Source organism: Microbacterium xerophyticum (genome assembly GCF_053543555.1).
Genome location: NZ_JBLVOB010000002.1, coordinates 22,614 through 43,456, shown reverse-complemented (window position 1 = coordinate 43,456; position 20,843 = coordinate 22,614). Strand labels below are relative to the sequence as shown.

The following is a 20,843-nucleotide window of genomic DNA, read 5'->3' as shown; positions in this document are numbered from 1 at the left end:
TCCGGCCCCTTCTTCGTGCGTTCAAGACGGCCGAGTCAGGCGACACCTGTCAGTCGAAATGACGCTTGTCAGTCCAGGTCACCAGTTATTCGCTGACATCTGTGAATGAGACTGACAACTGTGCGCCGGGCCGGCGGTGCACGTGCGGCGGTGCTACCCGGCGGACAGGGCGTGCGCCGCGATCCGGTCGAACTGCGCGTCGCGTTCGGCATCGACACGCTGAGCATCGGGATGGCCGTCGAAGTACGACAGGATGCGGCGCGCCCCCTCATCGAACGTGATGGTCGTGCGGAACTCCGGCACCAGTGCCTGCACCTTCGAGGTGTCGAACACGAGCGAGTGCGCCTTGTCGCCGAGCAGCGTCGGGCCGAGGTCCGGCACGAACGCCGCGATCGTGTCGGAGGCGACGTGCACGAGCTGCGGCGAGGGCACGCCGGCCGCGTCCGCGAGCCACCCGTAGATCTGGTTCCAGGTCGGCGCATGCGAACCCGTGATCGTGTACGACTCGCCGATCGCCTCCGAGCGGCCGATCAGCCCGGCGAACGCGATGGCGAAATCGTCGGAGTGCGTGATGGTCCACTGGGTCGTCCCGTCGCCGTGCACGATGACCGGACGGCCAGCGCGCATACGGGCGACGTCGGTCCAGCCGCCCATCGTCGGGATGGACTGCGCGTCGTAGGTGTGCGACGGGCGCACCACGGTGACGGGCAGACCCCGGTCTCTGTGCGCGCCGAACAGCAGATCCTCGCACGCGATCTTGTCGCGTGAGTACTTCCAGAACGGGTTCTCCAGCGGTGTCTGCTCGGTGATCGGCAGCTGCGAGGGCGGCTTCTGATACGCGGACGCCGAGCTGATGAACACGTACTGCGCTGTGCGGCCCTCGAAGACGCCGAGGTTGCGTTCGACGTCGGCGGGGGAGAACGAGAGGAAGTCGGCGACCGCATCGAACTCGCGACCCCCGAGGGCGGTCTGCAGCGCGGCGGCGTCGTGGATGTCGGCGGACACGACCGTGACGTCATCCGGCAGACCGCGGCGCCCGCTGCCGCGGTTCACGACCGTCACATCGTGCCCGCGCTCGATCGAACGGCGCACGCACGCCGCGCTGATGGTTCCCGTGCCACCCAGATACAGAATGCTCGTCATGAGGACGAGCCTAGAGGGACACGGACTACGCCGCGTCCCCCAGCGTGCCGAGGTACAGGCCGATCACCTTCGGATCGTTCAGCAGCTCGCGTCCGCTGCCCTCGTGCGCGTCGCGGCCCTGATCGAGCACGTAGCCGCGGTCGCAGATCTGCAGGCAGCGCCGAGCGTTCTGCTCGACCATGATCGTGGTGACGCCGGCCTTGTTGATGTCGGAGACGCGGATGAACGCGTCATCCTGCCGCACGGGGGAGAGACCCGCCGAGGGCTCGTCGAGCAGCAGCACCGACGGATCCATCATCAGCGCACGCGACATCGCCACCATCTGACGCTCGCCACCCGAGAGGGAGCCGGCGCGCTGCTTGAGCCTGGTGCCGAGCTCGGCGAAGATGCTGCTGACGAACTCCAGCCGCTCGGCGTAGATCTTGGGGTTCTGGTAGAGCCCCATCTGCAGGTTCTCCTCGATCGTCAGCGACGGGAACACGTTGTTCGTCTGCGGCACGAACGCCACACCTCGTCGGACGAGCTTGTCGGCCTTCAGTCCCACGATGCTCTCGCCGTTGACCGTGATCTCGCCGCCGCGCACCTGCACCATCCCGAAGATGGCCTTCAGCAGCGTCGACTTGCCGGCCCCGTTCGGGCCGATGATGCCGATCAGCTCGCCCTTGCGGGCGATGAGGTTGGCGCCGTTGAGGATGTTCACGCCCGGCAGATAGCCGGCGTGAACGTCGGTCATCTCGACGACGACGTCTCGTGAGTCGACGGTGTCCGCAGTCATGCCTTCCCCTCCTCGGGGTTCCCAATCTCGGCTTCCGCCTCGGCTTCTATCTGCTCACGCAGCTCGGCGGCCGCGGCGTCCGAGATCACCGGCATCCGCCCGGTGACGGCGCCGAGATCGACGTCCTGATGCGCACCGAGGTAGGCATCGACGACGGCCGGGTCGTCCATGACGGTGCTCGGCGGACCCTCGGCCACGACGCGACCCTCTGCCATCACGATCACCCAGTCGGCGATGTGACGCACCATGTGCATGTCGTGCTCGACGAACAGCACGGTCATCCCGAGGTCCTTCAGATCGAGGATGTGCTCGAGCAGCGACTGCGTCAGCGCCGGGTTGACCCCTGCCATCGGCTCATCGAGCATGACCAGCTGAGGGTCGCTCATCAGCGCCCGCGCCATCTCGAGCAGCTTGCGCTGCCCGCCGGACAGCGAGGCCGCGAAATCCTTCTCCTTGGCGTCGAGCTTGAAACGCGTCAGCAGGTCACGGGCGCGTTCCTCGATCTCCGCCTCCTGCGCGCGCCACAGGAACGGGAAGAGCCCGGCCCAGAACCCCTCGCCGCGCTGCCCGGGCGCCCCGAGCTTCATGTTCTCGAGCACGGTGAGCAGCGAGAGCGACTTGGTCAGCTGGAACGTGCGCACCTGCCCCATGCGGGCGACCTTGAAGGAGGGCACGCCGGACAGGTTCCTGCCGTCGAACGACCAGGTTCCCGCGTTGGGCTTGTCGAAGCCGCAGAGCAGGTTGAACAGGGTCGTCTTGCCCGCACCGTTCGGTCCGATCAGCGCCGTGATCGCGCCGCGGGGGATCTCGAGGTGATCGACGTCGACGGCGGTGAGACCGCCGAAGTGCCGCTTGACGTTGTCGGCGACGAGGATCGGGTCGACCTTGGCGACGCCGGGCTCAGCCGGCCCCTTCGCGAGACCCGTCGTCTTGGGGCGCGTGACGTTGCCGGTCGCCGGAGCGCCGGGGGTGATTTCACTTGACAAAGGTCATCTCCCTCTTGTTTCCGAGGATGCCCTGCGGTCGGAAGATCACGATCAGCATCAGCACGATCCCGATCACGATGTATCGCACCACGTCGGCCTGGTTCGTCGTCATCGGCAGAGCGCCGATGCGCGCCAGCTCCGGCAGCAGGCCGCCGAGGAACGCGAACACGACCCAGAACAGCACGGCGCCCAGTGTCGGACCGAGAACGGTCGCTGCACCTCCCAGGAGCAGGATCGTCCACAGGAAGAACGTCAGCGATGTCGAGTAGCTGCCGGGGATCACCGCGGACGGGAGCACGAACACGACGCCGCCGAGGGCGCCGATCACGCCACCGACCACGAGCGCCTGCATCTTGTATGCGAAGACGTTCTTGCCGAGCGAGCGCACGGCGTCCTCGTCCTCGCGGATGCCCTTGAGCACTCGCCCCCACGGGCTGCGCATGAGCGCCCACACCAGCAGCACCGACACGGCGAGCACGAGCAGGCCGAACACGCGCACCCAGAGGTCGTTCTCGTTGTACGTCCACGGGCCGAAGCCGTAGATGCCGGGAGGGAACGGGTTCATGTCGCGGAAGCTCTGGTGATAGCCCGAGAGACCACCGGCCGAGTTCGTCCACTCGCGGAACAGCTCGGTGAGGAAGAGCAGTCTGACCACCTCTGCCGTCGCGATCGTCGCGATGGCGAGGTAGTCCGCGCGCAGTCGCAGCGTCGGGATGCCGAGCACCAGGGCGAACAGCGCACCGGCGAGGACGCCGACGAGCACGCCGGCCCACCAGGGCAAGCCGAAGCTGAGGATCGAGATCGCGTACCCGTAGCCGCCGACCGCCATGAACGCCGCCATGCCGAAGTTGAGCAGGCCGCCGTACCCGAAGTGCACGGCGAGACCGGTCGCGGCGAGCGCGTACGCGATCGTGGTGGGACTGAACAGGTACGAGGCGGTGTTGCCGAAGATGTTTCCGAAGTCCATGCGTCAGCCCAGCCTTTCCCTGCGCCCGAGGAGGCCCTGGGGCCTCACGAGAAGGATCACGATCAGTGCGACCAGCGCGGTGGCGTACTTGAGGTCGGACGGCACACCCAGCAGCGTGGAGACCTCGACGGCGAGCCCGACGATGATCGAGCCGATCAGTGCGCCGATCGCCGAACCGAGACCGCCGAGCGTGATGGCGCAGAAGATGAGCAGCAGCATCTGCATGCCCATGTCCCACTTCACCCCGGGGCGGAAGTACGCCCACAGGACGCCGGAGATCGCGGCGAGCATGCCCGCGACGATCCATACGATCCGCACGACCCTGTCGACGTCGATTCCGGATGCCGCGGCCAGCTGCGGATTGTCGGAGATGGCCCTGGTCGCCTTGCCCACGCGGGTGCGGGTGAGGAAGTAGGCCATGCCGAGGATGACGACGAGGCTCGTCCCCATCCCGATCAGGTCGATGTAGGAGAGCGAGACAGGGCCGAACTTGATCGGCGTGGGGCTCGCGCCCTGCAGCTGGTAGGTGCTGCCGCCGATCATGTACTGCATGAAGTAGCGCAGCGCGAGCGAGAGCCCGATGCTGACGATCATCAGCTGCACGATGCCGAGGCCGCGCCGTCGCAGCGGACGCCAGAGGCCGGCATCCATCGCCAGGCCCAGCAGACCACCGCCGATGACCGCGGCGATGATGCCGAGCCAGAGCGGCAGATGCCAGAACGTCGTGAACAGCAGCGCGATCACTGCACCCCAGGTGACCATCTCGCCGTGGGCGAAGTTCGACAGGCGGGTCGTGCCGTAGATGAGTGCCGCGCCCATGGACGCGAGCCCCAGCAGCAGACCGAAATTGAGGCCGCCGACGATGCGCGAGAGCAGTTGGTCGACGAACGAGGTCGTCTCGCGCACGCCTTCGCCGAGGAAGAGGTTCACGATCTTCGTGTTGGTGAGGGCGAACTCCACCTCCTGCGATGCGGAGTCGCCTTCGACGATCACACCCTCGGGGAGCGTGTCCTCATCCACCGTCAGGGTGTAGGCGTCCTTCTCCGGAACGTAGAGTCGCCACTTGCCCTCGGCATCCGTCTCGGTCTCGGCATCGAAGCCGTTCCCCTCGATCTTGACGGTGACGTCGGGGATCGGTTCGTCATCGAACGTGATCACCCCGGCGAAGTAGAAATCGGTGATCTCCTGGCCGTCATCCGTCTCGTCGGCGAGAGCGGATGCGGGTGGTTGGAGCACCAGAGCTGACAGAGCGATCAGCACGCCGAGGAACGCGACCAACCATGGCCGGACGCGACGGACGGCTGTAGACGTGGGTCTCACGCAACCTCCACTGTGAGTGCTCGCCGCGGGTTCGGGTCGACTGCGGGCTGGGTTTGAGCGTAGTGCGGGATCGACCGATTCACTAGCCACGCGGCCGATTGGTGATCCAGGCGTGACGTGGCGGACACATGAGAGGCGACTTCGGGAATGTTCTTCAGCCTGCGGCGTTTAGAATCTGTACAGACGGCAGACCAGTCATACGCGCGCGCAGGAGGCTCATCCATGGAACAGCACGACCCCTTCGGCTTCGTCGGACTCACCTATGACGATGTGCTGCTCCTGCCGGGTCATACCGATGTGATCCCCAGCGAGGCCGACACGTCGTCGCGGATCACCCGCCGCATCTCGGTCGCCACGCCGCTGCTGTCCAGCGCGATGGACACCGTCACCGAGTCCCGCATGGCCATCGCCATGGCGCGCGAGGGCGGCATCGGCATCCTCCACCGCAACCTCTCGATCGCCGACCAGGCCGCGCACGTCGATCGCGTCAAGCGCAGCGAGTCGGGCATGATCACCGACCCGATCACGACGACGCCGGACGCGACCGTCGAAGAGGTCGACAACCTGTGCGCGAAGTACCGCATCTCCGGCCTGCCGGTCGTCGACCCCGACGGGCACCTCGTCGGCATCATCACGAACCGCGACATGCGCTTCGTCTCCGGCTTCGAGCGTCAGACCACCTTCGTCAAGGACGTCATGACGTCGACCGATCTCGTCACCGCCAAGGTGGGTGTGCCGGCCGGTGAGGTCATCGCGCTGTTCGCCAAGCACCGCGTCGAGAAGCTGCCGCTGCTCGATGAGGACGGCAAGCTCGCCGGTCTCATCACGATCAAGGACTTCGACAAGAGCGAGAAGTACCCGCTGGCCACGAAGGACGACCAGGGCCGGCTGCGCGTCGGCGCCGCGATCGGCTTCTTCGGCGACGCGTGGGAGCGCGCAGAGGCGCTGCGCGACGCCGGCGTGGACGTGCTCGTCGTCGACACGGCCAACGGGCAGTCGCAGGGCGTCATCGATCTCGTGCAGCGGCTCAAGGCCGACGAGTCGTTCGCGCACATCGACATCATCGGCGGCAACGTCGCCACCCGGGAGGGCGCGCAGGCGCTCATCGACGCCGGCGTGGACGCCGTCAAGGTCGGTGTCGGACCCGGATCGATCTGCACCACCCGCGTCGTCGCCGGCGTCGGCGTGCCGCAGGTCACGGCAGTGTACGAGGCGTCTCTCGCCGCCCGCCCCGCAGGCGTGCCGGTGATCGCCGACGGCGGCCTGCAGTACTCGGGTGACATCGCGAAGGCGCTCGTCGCCGGTGCGGATGCCGTCATGCTCGGTTCGCTGCTCGCCGGAACCGACGAGTCCCCGGGCGAGATCGTCTTCCAGTCCGGCAAGCAGTTCAAGCAGTACCGCGGCATGGGTTCGCTCGGTGCGATGCAGACGCGCGGCAAGCAGACCTCGTACTCGAAGGACCGCTACTTCCAGGCCGATGTGCCCAGCGACGACAAGCTCATCCCCGAGGGCATCGAGGGTCAGGTTCCGTACCGCGGACCTGTGTCTGCCGTGGCGTACCAGCTGGTCGGCGGCCTGCGCCAGTCGATGTTCTACGTCGGTGCCCGCACGATCGAAGAGCTCAAGACGCGCGGCAAGTTCGTGCGCATCACCTCGGCAGGGCTGAAGGAGTCGCACCCGCACGACGTGCAGATCGTCGTCGAGGCGCCCAACTACAAGAAGTGACCTGGCGCGCGTCGGCGGCTCGGCGTAGCGTGCTGGCATGTGCCGCAACATCGTCCCGCTGAACAACCTGGAACCCGCCGCGACCGACGACGAATGCCGCGACGCGGCCGTGCAGTTCGTGCGTAAGATCTCCGGATCGAATGCGCCCTCGCGCGCGAATCAGGCGGTCTTCGATCGGGCTGTCGAAGAGATCGCGCAGGCGACCCGTGCCCTCCTCGACGGTCTCGTCACCTCGGCGCCGCCGAAGAACCGCGAGCAGGAGGCCGCGAAGCGCCAGGCCAGGTCGGCCGACCGCTACGAGGCGATCCGCGTCTACCAGCAGGAGAAGCGCGCCGCGCGTGCGGCGACATAGATCCGTGATGTGACGCCGGATGACGGCATCCGCCCCGCAGCCGCCGGCGCGTCGTTATGGTCGCGTCATGACTCTTCTCCAGGACCAGACCGCACCCGTCGCCGATGTCACCCCCGAGGAGCGTGCACAGCGCCTCACCGATGCGGGTACCGCGTGGAACGAGCGCATCGCCGCCGATGCCGGAAACGCCGAACTGACCTACAAGGTCGTCGGCCGCGGCGTCGGATCGGTGGCCACGGAGGTGCGTGCGGGAAAGCACCGCTTCCTCGTCGACGAGCCGGGCGCGCTCGCCGGTGACGATGCGGCGGCGAGCCCCGTCGAGTACGCCCTCGGCGCGCTCGTCTCTTGCCAGGTCGTCGTGTTCCGTCTCTACGCGCAGGCGCTGGGACTCACGATCGACGAGATCGAGATCACCGCCGAGGGTGACCTGAACGTGCAGAAGCTCTTCGGGATCGACGAGTCCGGTCGCGCCGGATTCCACGATGTGCGCCTGAAGATCGGCATCTCGGGTCCGAACAGCGCCGACGAGTACGCGAACCTCCGCAAGGTCGTCGACGAGCACTGCCCTGTGCTCGACCTCTTCGCGAACCCGGTGCCGACCTCCAGCGCACTGGTCTGAGCATCCGTCCCACGGAACTGATAGCCTGATCGGCTCGCCATGCGGGCGGAAGGACGGCTTCACCCGTGGGCTACATCGACATCTCGGCCATCTCACTGACCCTGCCCGACGGCAGACCGCTGCTCGACGAAGTGACGTTCAGAGTCGGAGCGGGCTCGACGAGCGCGCTCATCGGACCGAACGGCGCCGGCAAGACCACGCTGCTGCGCATCGTCCGCGGCGACCAGGCACCGGATGCCGGTGTCGTCACGATCGACGGCGGCCTCGGCGTCATGGATCAGTTCGTCGGGCACGGCGAGGCGGGGCAGACGGTGCAGGAGCTGCTGGTGCGGGTGGCACCTCGCCGCATCCGCGCTGCGGCTGAGTCGCTGGAGGCGGCCGAGAACGCCCTGATCGAGCGCGATGAGCACGACACGCAGATGCGGTACGCCACGGCGATCGCCGAGTACGCGGACGCGGGCGGTTACGAGCACGAGACCGTATGGGACCAGTGCACGATCGCGGCCCTCGGCGTGCCGTTCGAACGCGCACGTTATCGAGAGCTCGACACCCTCTCCGGCGGAGAGCAGAAACGGCTCGCGCTCGAGGCCCTCCTGCGCGGACCGGATGACGTGCTGCTGCTCGACGAACCGGACAACTACCTCGACGTCCCGGCGAAGCGCTGGCTAGAGCAGCAGCTGCGCGAGACACCGAAGACCGTGCTGCTGGTCTCGCACGACCGCGAGCTGCTGGCCCGCGCCGCCGATCGCATCGTCACGCTCGAACCGGGCGGCGCCGGTGCATCGGCGTGGGTGCACGGCGGCGGCTTCGGCAGCTATCACCAGGCCAGGTCAGACCGGATGGACCGCCTCGACGAACTGCGCCGCCGATGGGACGAGCAGCACGAGAAACTGCGCACCCTGGTGGCGAACCTCAAGGTCAAGGCCGAGGCGAACGACGGTTTCGCGTCGCGGTACCGCGCCGCTCAGACCCGGTTGCGCAAGTTCGAGGAGGCCGGTCCGCCGGAGGAGCGCCCGCCGTCGCAGGAGTTCGACATGCGCCTGCGCGGATCGCGCACCGGCAAGCGTGCGGTCGTCGCTGAACGCCTCGAGCTCACCGGCCTCATGCGGCCCTTCGACGCGGAGATCTGGTACGGCGACCGGATCGGCGTGCTCGGATCGAACGGCTCGGGCAAGTCGCACTTCCTGCGGCTTCTCGCCAGAGGCGGCACGGATCCCGATCCGACCCTCGGCCACGTGACGTCGACAGGGGAGCAGGTGGATGCCGTCGCTCATACGGGCCGCGCGACACTCGGCGCCCGCGTGGTGCCCGGTCTGTTCGCGCAGACGCACGCGCATCCCGAGTTCATCGGACGCACGCTGCTGGAGGTGCTGCACCGTGGCGATGAGCGCAGGGCGGGGATGCCGCGTGAGGCGGCCAGCTCCGCGCTCGACCGCTACGGGCTGGTGCGGCAGGCGCAGCAGACGTTCGATTCGCTGTCGGGCGGTCAACAGGCCCGATTCCAGGTGCTGCTGCTCGAGCTCTCCGGCGCGACGCTGCTGCTGCTCGACGAGCCGACCGACAACCTCGATCTCGAGTCGGCCGAGGCACTCGAGGAGGCGCTCACGCGGTTCGAGGGAACCGTGCTCGCCGTGACGCACGACCGCTGGTTCGCGCGCTCGTTCGACCGCTTCCTGGTGTTCGGCAGCGACGGCGACGTGTACGAATCGGATGCGCCGGTGTGGGACGAGCAGCGGGTCGCGCGGGCGCGCTGACCTTGCCATGTCCGTCGGCGCCCCCTCTGATCGTCCGCGCCCCCCCCCCCCCCCCCCCGTGCGAGGGGGCGTGGGCGACGCGAGGGGGCCCCCCCGCGTCGAAGGTGCGGCACGCGCGCCTCTGGTAGAGGAGTGCGTAGACACGCGAACCCGGCGCCCCGGGTAGGCTGGACGGGTGAGCATGGACATCGAACTCGGCCGAGGCAAGCGCGCACGTCGCGCGTACACGTTCGACGACATCGCGGTGGTGCCGTCGCGGCGCACCCGCAACCCTGAAGACGTCTCGACCGGCTGGTCGATCGACGCGTTCCAGTTCGACACACCGATCATCGGCGCGCCGATGGACTCGGTCGTCAGCCCCAGGACGGCGATCATGCTGGGCCAGCTCGGCGGCCTCGGCGTGCTCGACCTCGAGGGCGTCTGGACGCGCTACGAGGATCCGGAGCCGCTGCTGGCCGAGATCGCCGGCCTTCCGGCCGACAAGGCCACCGTGCGCATGCAGCAGCTGTACTCCGAGCCCATCAAGCCCGAACTCATCAAGGCGCGACTCGCAGAGATCCGCGATGCGGGTGTCACGGTCGCGGGCTCGCTCACGCCGCAGCGCACGCAGGAGCTCTACGAGACCGTGGTCGCCGCCGGCGTCGACCTGTTCGTCATCCGCGGCACGACGGTGTCGGCCGAGCACGTGTCCAGCGTCGCCGAGCCGCTGAACCTCAAGAAGTTCATCTACGACCTCGACGTCCCCGTCATCGTCGGCGGCGCCGCGACCTACACCGCGGCCCTGCACCTCATGCGCACGGGCGCCGCCGGAGTGCTCGTCGGATTCGGCGGGGGAGCGGCGTCCACGACGCGCGCGACCCTCGGCATCCATGCCCCGATGGCCACTGCCGTCTCCGATGTCGCCGCCGCGCGCCGCGACTACCTCGACGAGTCGGGCGGACGCTACGTGCACGTGATCGCCGACGGCGGCGTCGGCACGTCCGGCGACATCGTGAAGGCGCTCGCGATGGGCGCGGATGCCGTCATGCTCGGCGTCGCGCTCGCCAGGGCGACGGACGCTCCAGGACACGGCTTCCACTGGGGGCCGGAGGCGCACCACCCGCAGCTTCCCCGCGGCCGCCGTGTCGCAGTCGAGGGCATCGCCACGCTCGAGGAGATCCTGTACGGACCGGCGCCCGTTGCCGACGGCACGGCGAACCTCATCGGGGCGCTGCGCAAGTCGATGGCGACCACCGGATACTCCGACCTCAAGGAGTTCCAGCGCGTCGAGGTCGTGCTCGCGCCGTACCACTCTTGACCGGCACGCAGATCGTGACGACCCCGCAGGAGTTCCCGCCGACTCTTCGCGAGGTCATGCTGCGCCCGCGATGGATCGGCGTGCTGCTGCTCGCGCTCGTCGTGGCCGGCGTCTTCGCGTTCCTCGGGCAGTGGCAGTTCGAACGCGCGATCGACACCGAGCCTCCGCCCGCAGGGATCACGGAGGACGTGCGCCCGCTCACCGACGTCGTCGAACCGGGACAGTACCTGCCGGAACCGTATGTCGGTCAGCGCGTCGAGACAGCGGGCACCTGGGTCGCCGGCGACTTCCTCGTCGTGTCGTCCCGTTTCAACGACGGCGCCGAGGGGTATTGGGTCACCGGGCAGCTGCGCGTCGACGAGCGCACCTCGATCGCCGTCGCGGTCGGGTGGGCACCGGATCGGGAATCCGCGGATGCCGCAGCATCCGGCCTCGAGGAGAACGCCGCAGGCACCGAGGCGACGATCACCGGCCGCGTGATCTCCGACGAGGGCACCGCTCTGCCGCCTTCGGATGATCCCTTCGCGATGAACCGGATGTCTCCGGCGATGCTGCTGAGCCAGTGGCATGACACGGAGCAGCTGTCGGTCTACCGCCCGTACCTCGCGTCGGCCGAGGCGCCCGACGGCCTCGTCGACATCGACTCGCCAGCGCCGGACGAACTCTCCAGCGTCAATTGGCTGAACATCTTCTACGCGATCGAGTGGGCCGTGTTCGCCGGATTCGCGTTCTACATCTGGTACCGCCTGGCGAAGGATCGCTGGGAACTCGAGGTCGAGGAGTTCGAGGACCCCACCTCGCACTGACCGCTGCCGCGCCGATCGAATGACGCTCTGGTTACCGATTGGCGAATTCGATTGAGGATGTCGGCGCCGCTCCGTATGCTCACCAACATGTGTGCGCGCTGTGAGCGCGCACGACGACAGTCTTACCGAGCTGTCGTTCGAGTCGATCGAGGAGACAGCACCGATGATGTCCGCCCCTGACGACCGGAACCTCAAGGTCTCCGTGTCGCACCGTACAGGCAGGGGCCGCATCGGCACCCTTGCCGCGACCTGTGTCTTCGCGCTCGGCGCAGGCGCCCTGGTCGCAACCCCCGCATTCGCCGACACGACCGGCACGGGGGTGGTCATCAACGAGGCGTATCTGTCCGGCGGAAGCGCCGGCGCGGCCTTCACCAACAAGTTCGTCGAGCTGTACAACCCGACCGCCGCCGACATCACCCTCGATGGGATGTCGCTGCAGTACCGCTCCGCGACCGGGACGGCCCCCTTCAACGGGGTGGCGCCGCTGACCGGCACCATTCCGGCGGGTGGCTACTTCCTCGTGCAGGGAAACAGCAACGGCACCAACGGCGCTGCGCTGCCGACCCCGGATGTCGTCAGCACCCTGACGCCGAGCGGCACCAACGGCACGCTCGCCCTCGTCGAGGGCACGGACGCCGTGAACCTCGCGCCCGGCTCGGTCGCGGGTGTCGACGGCGTCGTCGACGTGCTCGGCTACGGAACGTCGAACACGTTCGAGACCGCGGCGGCGACCCCGCCGGCAGGCAACACCGACGTGAAGTCGCTCAACCGCACGAACGGCGCGGACACCGACGACAACAGCGTCGACTTCACGCTCTCGGCCACCATCACCCCTCAGGGCTCCGGTGTCACCGAGCCGACCGACCCGACGGATCCGGTCGATCCGGTCGATCCGGTCGAGCCGACCACCGTGTCGATCGCCGAGGTGCAGGGCACGAGCGATGTCTCGCCGCTCGACGGCCAGACCGTCACGACCTCCGGCATCGTCACCGGTGACTACCGCGTGGGCGGCTACAAGGGCATCTCGATCCAGACCGCCGGCAGCGGTGGCGAGGCCGACGCCACCCCCGGAGCATCCGACGGCGTCTTCGTCTTCCTGAACGCGCTCGCCCCGACCCTGGCGATCGGCGACCTGGTCTCGGTCACCGGTACGGTCTCGGAGTACTTCGGTCAGACCCAGATCTCGCCGGCGGCAGTCGAGGACGTCTCGGTGGTCACGGCAGGCGTCGGTGTTCCCGAGGCGACGCCGCTGCCCGAGACGGTGAGCGGCGCCGATCGCGAAGCCTACGAGAACATGTTCGTGGCACCCGCCGGCACCTACCGCCTGGCGTCGAGCCACCAGCTGTACAACTTCGGCACGCTCTGGCTCACCCCGGGCGAGCTCAACGTCAAGAGCACCGAGACGACGCGCCCCGGTGCCGACGCCGATGCCATCGCGGCCGCGAACCGCGCCGAGCGCATCCTGCTCGACGACGGCTGGAACTCGCAGGTCACCAGCGGCGCCCACACGGGTGAGCAGCCGTACTTCACCACTGGCACGGTCGTCCGCAACGGCGACGTCGTCGACTTCGCCGACGCCGGGTACGTGCTGCAGTACGGTTTCGAGGACTGGCGTCTGCAGCCCGTCGTCGCGATCGACGACGCGAGCGACGCGGCCTACAAGGCGACATTCACGACCGAGAACCCCCGCACCGACGTGGCACCCGAGGTGGGCGGCGACGTGCAGGTCGGCGCGTTCAATGTCTTCAACTACTTCACGACTCTGCAGAGCGAGAACCCGGAGGCGCGCGGCGCCAAGACGGCGGAGCTGTTCGCGGCGCAGAAGTCGAAGATCGTCACGGCGATCAACGACCTCGATGCGGATGTGGTCGCGCTCATGGAGATCGAGAACTCGATCCATTTCGGCAAGCCGGTCGACACGGCCCTCGCCGATCTGGTCGACGGTCTCAACGCTGACGCCGGCTCCGACGTCTGGGAGTACGTCCCTACGCCGGAGGCGCTGCTGTCGACCGACACCGATGTGATCACGAACGCGATCATCTACAAGAAGGATGCCGCGACGCCCGTCGGCGACAGCGCGACAGTGGTCGACGAGACCGTGTGGGGCAACGCCCGCGAGCCGATCGCGCAGACCTTCGACCTCGACGGCAAGATCGTCTCGGTCGTCGCGAACCACTTCAAGTCGAAGTCCGGCGACGGCGACGAGCCGGCCGACGGCCAGGGCCACTTCAACGCCGACCGCACGGCTCAGGCGCAGTCGCTGCTCGGCTTCACCGAGACGCTGGCTCAGACGAGCGGAAGTGACGACATCCTGCTGCTGGGCGACTTCAACGCCTACGGCCAGGAGGACCCGATCGACGTGTTCGCGCAGGCCGGCTGGACCGACCTCGTGCCCGCTCAGGCCGCAGGGCAGTACACGTACACGTTCGACGGGGAGCTCGGCTCGCTCGACCACGCGATCGCATCGCCTTCGCTCACCGAGTCGGTCACCGGCACCGGCGTGTGGGGGATCAACTCCGCTGAGTGGAGCGACCGCGGCTATTCGTTCGGCGCGGCCGAGTCCGGCACGCCGTTCCGATCCAGCGACCACGACCCGGTGATCGTCGGCATCTCCAGCGAGATCCCGCCGGTCAGCATCGACATCGTCACGATCAACGACTTCCACGGCCGGATCGAGGCCGACGGCGTCGCAGCCGGTGCCGCTGTTCTCGCGGGTGCCGTCAACTCCGTGCGCGATGCGAACCCCAACACGATCTTCGCCGCCAACGGCGACTCGATCGGTGCGTCGACGTTCACCTCGTTCATCGACAGCGACAACCCCACGATCGATGCCCTGAACGCTGCGGGCCTCGAGGTCAGCTCGGTGGGCAATCACGAGTTCGACCAGGGCTGGGAGGACCTGCGCGACCGTGTGCAGCCCCGTGCCCAGTGGCCGTACCTCGGAGCGAACGTGTTCCTCAAGGGCACCGATGAGCACGCCGGCGACGCGTACTTCGTCAAGGAGCTCGACGGCGTGAAGGTCGGCTTCATCGGCGCCGTGACCGAGGACCTTCCGAGTCTCGTCTCCGCGGACGGGCTCGCCGACCTCGACATCCGCGACATCGCGGACTCCGTCAACGCGGTGGCCGAAGACCTCAAGGACGGCGACGAGGGCAACGGCGAAGCGGATGTCATCATCCTGCTCGTGCACGAGGGTGCGGCGAACACCGATGCCTCCAGCATCACCCCCGAAACACCGTTGGGGGAGATCCTCGACGGTCTCGACGCCGACGTGGACGCGGTCTCCACCGCGCACACGCACCAGGTCTACAACCACGTGATCGACGGTCGTCCGGTCTTCCAGGCTGGTCAGTACGGCGAGGGCTTCGCCCTCACCTCGTTGAGCGTCGACCCGAAGACGAAGGAGCTGCTCTCGATCACCAACGAGATCAAGCCGCTGACGAAGACCGAGAAGGATCCGGTCACCGGGAAGAACGTCATCATCCCGCTGTACGACGCCGACCCCGAGGTGCAGAAGATCGTCGACGCGGCCAAGGCCCAGGCCGACATCCTCGGAGCGGAGTCCGTCGGTGAGATCACGGGCGATTTCAACCGCGCTCGCCAGGGCGACGGCACCGAGAACCGCGGTGGCGAGTCGACGATCGGCAACTTCGTGGCCGACGTGCACAAGTGGGCGACCGGTGCGGACATCGCGATGATGAACCCCGGAGGTATCCGCGCGAACCTCACCTACGCGTCGTCCGGGGCCTCCGCCCCCGACGGCAACGTGACGTTCCGCGAAGCCGCGACGGTGCAGCCGTTCGCCAACACCCTGGTGACGCTGAACCTCACAGGTGCACAGGTCGAGGCGGTGCTCGAGGAGCAGTGGCAGCCGGAGGAGGCGAGCCGTCCGTTCCTGAAGCTCGGCCTTTCCGAGGGACTGCAGTACACCTACGACCCGACGGCGTCGGCGGGGGAGCGGATCACGTCCGTCACCCTGAACGGCGAGCCGATCGATCCGGCGGCGTCGTACCTCGTGGCGGCCAACTCGTTCCTCGCCGCGGGTGGAGACAACTTCTTCACCTTCGCTGAGGGCACCGGCAAGGCGGACACCGGCAAGGTCGACCTGCAGTCCACGGTCGAGTGGTTCGACGCCAACGGCACTGCTTCGCCTGATCTCGCCCAGCGCGCGGTCGGTGTGGCGCTGAGCCCTGCGGATGCCGACGGCTACAGCGCCGGCGAAGAGGTCACCATCGCGCTCTCCTCTCTGGCCTTCACCGGCGGAGATGCGGCACCGACCGAGGCCACGGTCTCGCTCGGAGACAGCGAACTCGCCGCGGGCACTGTCGACCCGACCGTGGTCGACACCACAGATGAAGCAGGGCGCGCGAGCCTGACCTTCACTGTCCCGGAGGGCGTGTTCGGCGAGCAGCGGCTCACCGTCGCCACCTCGGACGGCACGAGCGTCGAGGTTCCCGTCACCTTCGCCGCCGCGCCGGTGGCAGAGGGAGAGATCACGCTGAGCGCGACCTCGGGCGCGGCCGGCGGTTCGGTCACGATCGACGGAACCGGGTTCGACGCCGCACTGGATCTGGTGATCGAGCTGCGTTCGACGCCGGTTCAGGTCGGCACCGTGACGGTGGCCGGTGACGGCACGTTCTCGGTCAGCGTCACGATCCCGAAGGACACAGCGGCCGGTGCGCACACGCTCGCGGTGATCCAGCCCGACGGTGCCGAGGCCACTGCGGCACTCACCGTGACGGCCGCGGCCGGAAGCGGTGGTTCCGGTGACGGTGGCGGTGAGCTGGGCGTCACGGGCGCCGACCCGACGCCGTACCTGTTGGTGGCAGCGATCCTGCTGCTGCTGGGTGCAGCGTTCGTGTTCGTCCGCCGTCGCCGCATCGAGCAGTGACCCCGCGCGCAGCGCAGTGAGATCGGAAGCGCCTGGTGCCCCTCGCGGGTGCGCCAGGCGCTTCCGCGTGCGCGGCGGCGTCCGATCGTGGCGGCGGGAGCCGCGACGACCCCGGGTAGACTTGACGGCATGCCCGAACCGAAAGCCGCCTCCTTCCCGAAGATCCGTGGGGCGCTGAAGTTCTACCAGATCGCGTCGATCATCACGGGTGTCATGCTGCTTCTGCTGCTGGCGGAGATGATCCTGAAGTACAGCCCGACGCACGTCGAGCTGTTCGCCGGCGGTTCGGGCGGACTGCTCTGGTTCGCGCCGGTCATCGTCGGCGACGGTTGCCAGTGGTTCTCGCTCTTCGTGCCGGGCGGCATGGGGTGCGACCTCGTCTCCGCGGGCGACGGCACGAACCTGTCGTTGTTCATCCTCGTGGCGCACGGCTGGTTCTACGTCGTGTACCTCTTCTCGGTCTTCCGCCTGTGGAGCCTGATGCGCTGGCCGTTCAGCCGCTTCATCACGCTCGCCCTCGGCGGCGTCATCCCCGCGCTCTCCTTCATCATGGAGGCCAAGGTCTCTCGTGAGGTCAAGGCGTACCTCGCATCACGTGAGGCGGCCGTCGCCGCCGAAGCATCAGAAAACCAGGAGGCAGCGCGATGAGCGCCGACACCGCACAGCGTCCCGTCCTCGTCGTCGACTTCGGCGCGCAATACGCACAGCTCATCGCGCGTCGCGTGCGCGAGGCCGGCGTGTACAGCGAGATCGTGCCGCACACGGTCAGTGCCGCAGACATCGCCGAGAAGAACCCCGTCGCGCTCATCCTCTCCGGTGGCCCATCGTCGGTGTACGAAGAGGGCGCCCCTGCGCTCGACGGCGACATCTTCGATCTCGGCGTCCCGACGCTCGGTATCTGCTACGGCTTCCAGGTGATGGCCCGCGCCCTCGGCGGTGAGGTCGCGAACACAGGACTCCGCGAGTACGGGGCGACGGATGCTGCGCTCACGGGCGACGGCGGCGTGCTGCTCGGCGGACAGCCGGACACCCAGAACGTGTGGATGAGCCACGGCGATCAGGTCGCCCGCGCACCCGAGGGCTTCGATGTCCTCGCATCCACCGCCGACACCCCCGTCGCCGCCTTCGGCAGCGCCGAGAAGCGCTTCTACGGCGTGCAGTGGCACCCGGAGGTCAAGCACTCCGACCACGGCCAGGAGGTCATCGAGAACTTCCTCCACAAGGCAGCGGGACTCGCATCCGACTGGAACAGCGGCAACGTCATCGAGGAGCAGGTCGCCCGCATCCGCGAGCAGGTCGGCTCCGCCCGCGTCATCTCCGCCCTCTCCGGCGGCGTCGATTCTGCCGTGTCCACGGCGCTCGTCCACAAGGCCATCGGCGACCAGCTCACCGCGGTCTTCGTCGACCACGGCCTTCTCCGCAAGGGAGAGCGCGAGCAGGTCGAGCAGGACTACGTCGCCTCGACCGGTGTGCGACTGATCACGGTGGATGCCGCCGACACGTTCCTCGGGCACCTCAAGGGCGTCAGCGATCCGGAGCAGAAGCGCAAGATCATCGGTCGCGAGTTCATCCGCGCATTCGAGAAGGTGCAGCTCGACCTGGTCGCAGAGGCCAAGGCGGAGGGCGAGCCGATCAAGTTCCTCGTGCAAGGCACGCTGTACCCCGACGTCGTCGAATCCGGCGGCGGTACCGGCACCGCGAACATCAAGTCGCACCACAACGTCGGCGGGCTGCCGGAAGACCTCGACTTCGAGCTCATCGAGCCGCTGCGCACCCTGTTCAAGGACGAGGTGCGTCAGATCGGGCGCGACCTCGGTCTCCCAGAGGCGATCGTCGGCCGCCAGCCCTTTCCGGGGCCGGGCCTCGGAATCCGCATCGTGGGTGAGGTCACCGCTGACCGTCTCGAGATTCTGCGTGAGGCCGACGCCATCGCCCGCGAAGAGCTGACCAGGGCCGGCCTCGACGGTGAGATCTGGCAGTGCCCCGTCGTGCTGCTCGCCGACGTGCGCTCGGTCGGCGTGCAGGGAGACGGCCGCACCTACGGGCACCCGATCGTGCTGCGCCCCGTCTCGAGCGAAGACGCGATGACCGCCGACTGGACCCGTCTTCCGTACGACGTGCTGTCGAAGATCTCGAACCGGATCACCAACAGCGTGCGCGACGTGAACCGAGTGGTGCTGGATGTCACGTCCAAGCCCCCGGGAACCATCGAGTGGGAGTGACGTGGGCGGGATCTCGCTAGATTCCGCACTGCCGGATGCTGAGTACCTCGTGCTCTCCAGCCGGCTCGTCCCCGATCTCGACGGGGGCTACACGATCGCGACGCTGTCGCGCGCGAAGCAGCTCGCCGCGGCCGGCGTCGCCGACGGTCGAGGACCCCTGCTGCTCACTTTCGATCCGGCGGATGCCACGGCCCATGCCGCGCATCGGGCGACGTTCGCACGGCGCGGTGCGATCGTGGATCCTGCGCGCATGCGCAACCTGTTCGACGAGGCTGCATCCCCTGGCGGTGGTGCGGCCGCGTGGCTGCGTGACGCGGCATCCGCAGACCTGTCGACGCCAGGGCCCGACCGCGAGTACCGCGTGCTGCGCGACGAGGAGGACCGCCCGTTCGCGGCGCTGCCCGTGATCCCGGGGAACCCCGATTGGCATCTCACGGAGGAGCCGGTGCTCGTGTACGACGCGACAGCGCAGGTGATCGGCGGGGTGGCAGGGTTCCGGGGTCTGTACGCCGCATGGCTCCAGCACATCACGGCCGCCATCACCGACAAGCAGATCGTCGTGATCTGCGAGTCGCGCCAGCTGGGCGAGCTCATCGCCGACTGGGATCACCCGCGCGTGCGCATCATCCACACGATCCACACCATGCACCTCGAGGCGCCGTACACACCGGATGCCGCGCTCAACGCCCTGTGGACGCGATGGTTCGCGCTGGCGGATCACTTCGATGCCGTGGCATGGCCGACCAGGACGCAGCGTGACGATGTCGTCGCCCGGTTCGGCGGCGCCACTCGCCATGTCGTGATCCCGAACGGGGCCCCCGACTCCGAAACGCGCGCGGCAACCGCGCTCGAGCGCGAACCCGGTCTCGTCGTCGTGCTCGGCCGCCTCGCGCCAGGCAAGCGCATCGACCATTCGATCCGCGCATTCGTCGCCGCGGACGTCGCCGGATCCCGGATGGAGATCTGGGGCGGGGGAGCGGAGCACGACGCGCTGCAGACGCTGATCGATGATCTCGGCGTCGGTTCGCGGGTGATGCTCGCCGGACATACGGACTCCCCGGGGCGGGTGCTCGAGCGGGCATCGGTCGTGGTGACGTCCACGGCGTTCGAGGGCCAAGGGCTGTCGATCCTCGAGGCGCTGCTGCGCGATGTGCCTGTCGTCTCGTACGACGTGCGCTACGGGCCCGGTGATCTGCTCGCCGGCGGCGGCGGGATCCTCGTACCCGACGGTGACGAGGCGGCGCTCGCCGACGCGCTGCGCGGAGTTCTCACAGATCCTGAGCTGCATGCGCGCTTGGTCGCGGAAGCACCGGTCGCGGCATCCGCGTGGAGCGCCGAGCGCGCGATCGAGGCGCTCGCGGCGACGGTGCGCGAGGTGCTGACGGCGCCGTCCCGCCGCTGAACCAGATTTTTTTCTTCACGATGTCGATCCGGGTCTTTCCCGTTCGACGTCTTAGTGAGAGGGTCGAGAACGATCCCCCGGACCAAGGAGAAAATCATGAAGTTCATGCTGATCATGCGCGCGGACGACTCGGGTGTCGATGCATACAAGGACATCCCGTTCGAGCAGATCATCGAGGCGATGGGCAAGTACAACGAGTCCATGATGAAGGCGGGGGTGCTGCTCGCCGGAGAGGGCCTGACAGACGCCGCAGAGGGCTTCGTCGTCGACTTCTCGGCGGAGGCGCCGCTGGTCACAGACGGCCCTTACGGTGAGACCAAGGAGCTGTTCAACGGCTTCTGGATCATCGAGGTCTCCGCGCGCGAGGAGGCAGTGGAGTGGGCGAAGCGCGCGCCCCTCGGCCCCGGCGCGTTCCTCGAGGTGCGTCGTGTCACCGAGATGGAGGACTTCCCCGCCGACAACGAGTGGATCCAGAAGGAAGAGGGCTGGCGCGACGAGCAGGCGCAGCGCGCCCAGCAGTGAGCCCGTAGCCCGACGAGATGACCGACCTCGATCCGCACGGCGCGGGGGGGCGCTCCACCAGC

16 protein-coding genes are annotated in these 20,843 nt (G+C 68.1%); 11 read left to right on the top strand and 5 right to left on the bottom strand.

Annotated elements, in window-relative coordinates; all coding sequences use genetic code 11:
• Positions 1-153: 153 nt before the first annotated feature.
• Genes ACNPNP_RS00735 through ACNPNP_RS00715 form a run of 5 tightly spaced genes read right to left on the bottom strand, consistent with a single transcriptional unit; the run spans position 154 to position 5,191 of the window.
• Positions 154-1,143, bottom strand: a complete 990-nt coding sequence (locus ACNPNP_RS00735; protein WP_448964156.1) for an NAD-dependent epimerase/dehydratase family protein — start codon at positions 1,141-1,143, stop codon at positions 154-156.
• A 25-nt stretch (positions 1,144-1,168) separates the two neighbouring features.
• Positions 1,169-1,918, bottom strand: coding sequence for an ABC transporter ATP-binding protein (locus ACNPNP_RS00730; protein ID WP_448964155.1), 750 nt, complete (start codon positions 1,916-1,918; stop codon positions 1,169-1,171).
• Positions 1,915-2,904: an ABC transporter ATP-binding protein gene (locus tag ACNPNP_RS00725; protein ID WP_448964154.1), complete on the bottom strand. Its 990-nt coding sequence runs from the start codon at positions 2,902-2,904 to the stop codon at positions 1,915-1,917. The genes ACNPNP_RS00730 and ACNPNP_RS00725 overlap by 4 nt, the downstream gene beginning before the upstream one ends.
• Complete coding sequence (locus ACNPNP_RS00720; protein WP_448964153.1) at positions 2,894-3,871, bottom strand: branched-chain amino acid ABC transporter permease; 978 nt, start codon at positions 3,869-3,871, stop codon at positions 2,894-2,896. The genes ACNPNP_RS00725 and ACNPNP_RS00720 overlap by 11 nt, the downstream gene beginning before the upstream one ends.
• A gap of 3 nt (positions 3,872-3,874) precedes the next feature.
• Entirely contained in the window at positions 3,875-5,191 is a 1,317-nt protein-coding gene (locus tag ACNPNP_RS00715) for an ABC transporter permease subunit (RefSeq protein ID WP_448964152.1), read from the bottom strand.
• Between the two features lie 222 nt (positions 5,192-5,413).
• Between ACNPNP_RS00715 and guaB the strand changes: the two genes are divergently transcribed.
• The 11 genes from guaB (at position 5,414) to ACNPNP_RS00660 (ending at position 20,781) form a co-directional block, all read left to right on the top strand.
• Positions 5,414-6,916, top strand: a complete 1,503-nt coding sequence (gene guaB / locus ACNPNP_RS00710) for an IMP dehydrogenase (protein ID WP_448964151.1) — start codon at positions 5,414-5,416, stop codon at positions 6,914-6,916.
• 37 nt (positions 6,917-6,953) lie between these two features.
• Positions 6,954-7,268: a DUF2277 domain-containing protein gene (locus ACNPNP_RS00705; RefSeq protein WP_448964150.1), complete on the top strand. Its 315-nt coding sequence runs from the start codon at positions 6,954-6,956 to the stop codon at positions 7,266-7,268.
• A gap of 67 nt (positions 7,269-7,335) precedes the next feature.
• Positions 7,336-7,887: an OsmC family protein gene (locus ACNPNP_RS00700; RefSeq protein ID WP_448964149.1), complete on the top strand. Its 552-nt coding sequence runs from the start codon at positions 7,336-7,338 to the stop codon at positions 7,885-7,887.
• A 65-nt stretch (positions 7,888-7,952) separates the two neighbouring features.
• The gene (locus ACNPNP_RS00695; RefSeq protein ID WP_448964148.1) at positions 7,953-9,641 is read left to right on the top strand and encodes an ABC-F family ATP-binding cassette domain-containing protein; all 1,689 of its coding nucleotides are present in this window, start codon (positions 7,953-7,955) and stop codon (positions 9,639-9,641) included.
• A 181-nt stretch (positions 9,642-9,822) separates the two neighbouring features.
• A complete protein-coding gene (locus ACNPNP_RS00690; protein ID WP_448964212.1) occupies positions 9,823-10,938 on the top strand; it encodes a GuaB3 family IMP dehydrogenase-related protein in 1,116 nt (371 codons plus the stop codon).
• 56 nt (positions 10,939-10,994) lie between these two features.
• On the top strand, positions 10,995-11,744 hold the full coding sequence (locus ACNPNP_RS00685; RefSeq protein WP_448964211.1) for an SURF1 family protein: 750 nt from the start codon (positions 10,995-10,997) through the stop codon (positions 11,742-11,744).
• A gap of 163 nt (positions 11,745-11,907) precedes the next feature.
• Positions 11,908-16,635 (top strand): ExeM/NucH family extracellular endonuclease, encoded by a 4,728-nt coding sequence (locus ACNPNP_RS00680; protein WP_448964147.1) that lies wholly within the window; start codon positions 11,908-11,910, stop codon positions 16,633-16,635.
• A 129-nt stretch (positions 16,636-16,764) separates the two neighbouring features.
• A complete protein-coding gene (locus tag ACNPNP_RS00675) occupies positions 16,765-17,283 on the top strand; it encodes a DUF3817 domain-containing protein (RefSeq protein ID WP_448964146.1) in 519 nt (172 codons plus the stop codon).
• On the top strand, positions 17,280-18,857 hold the full coding sequence (guaA, locus tag ACNPNP_RS00670; protein ID WP_448964145.1) for a glutamine-hydrolyzing GMP synthase: 1,578 nt from the start codon (positions 17,280-17,282) through the stop codon (positions 18,855-18,857). The genes ACNPNP_RS00675 and guaA overlap by 4 nt, the downstream gene beginning before the upstream one ends.
• A gap of 1 nt (position 18,858) precedes the next feature.
• Entirely contained in the window at positions 18,859-20,259 is a 1,401-nt protein-coding gene (locus tag ACNPNP_RS00665; RefSeq protein ID WP_448964144.1) for a glycosyltransferase, read from the top strand.
• A 96-nt stretch (positions 20,260-20,355) separates the two neighbouring features.
• Positions 20,356-20,781, top strand: coding sequence for a YciI family protein (locus tag ACNPNP_RS00660; protein ID WP_448964143.1), 426 nt, complete (start codon positions 20,356-20,358; stop codon positions 20,779-20,781).
• Positions 20,782-20,843: the final 62 nt, after the last annotated feature.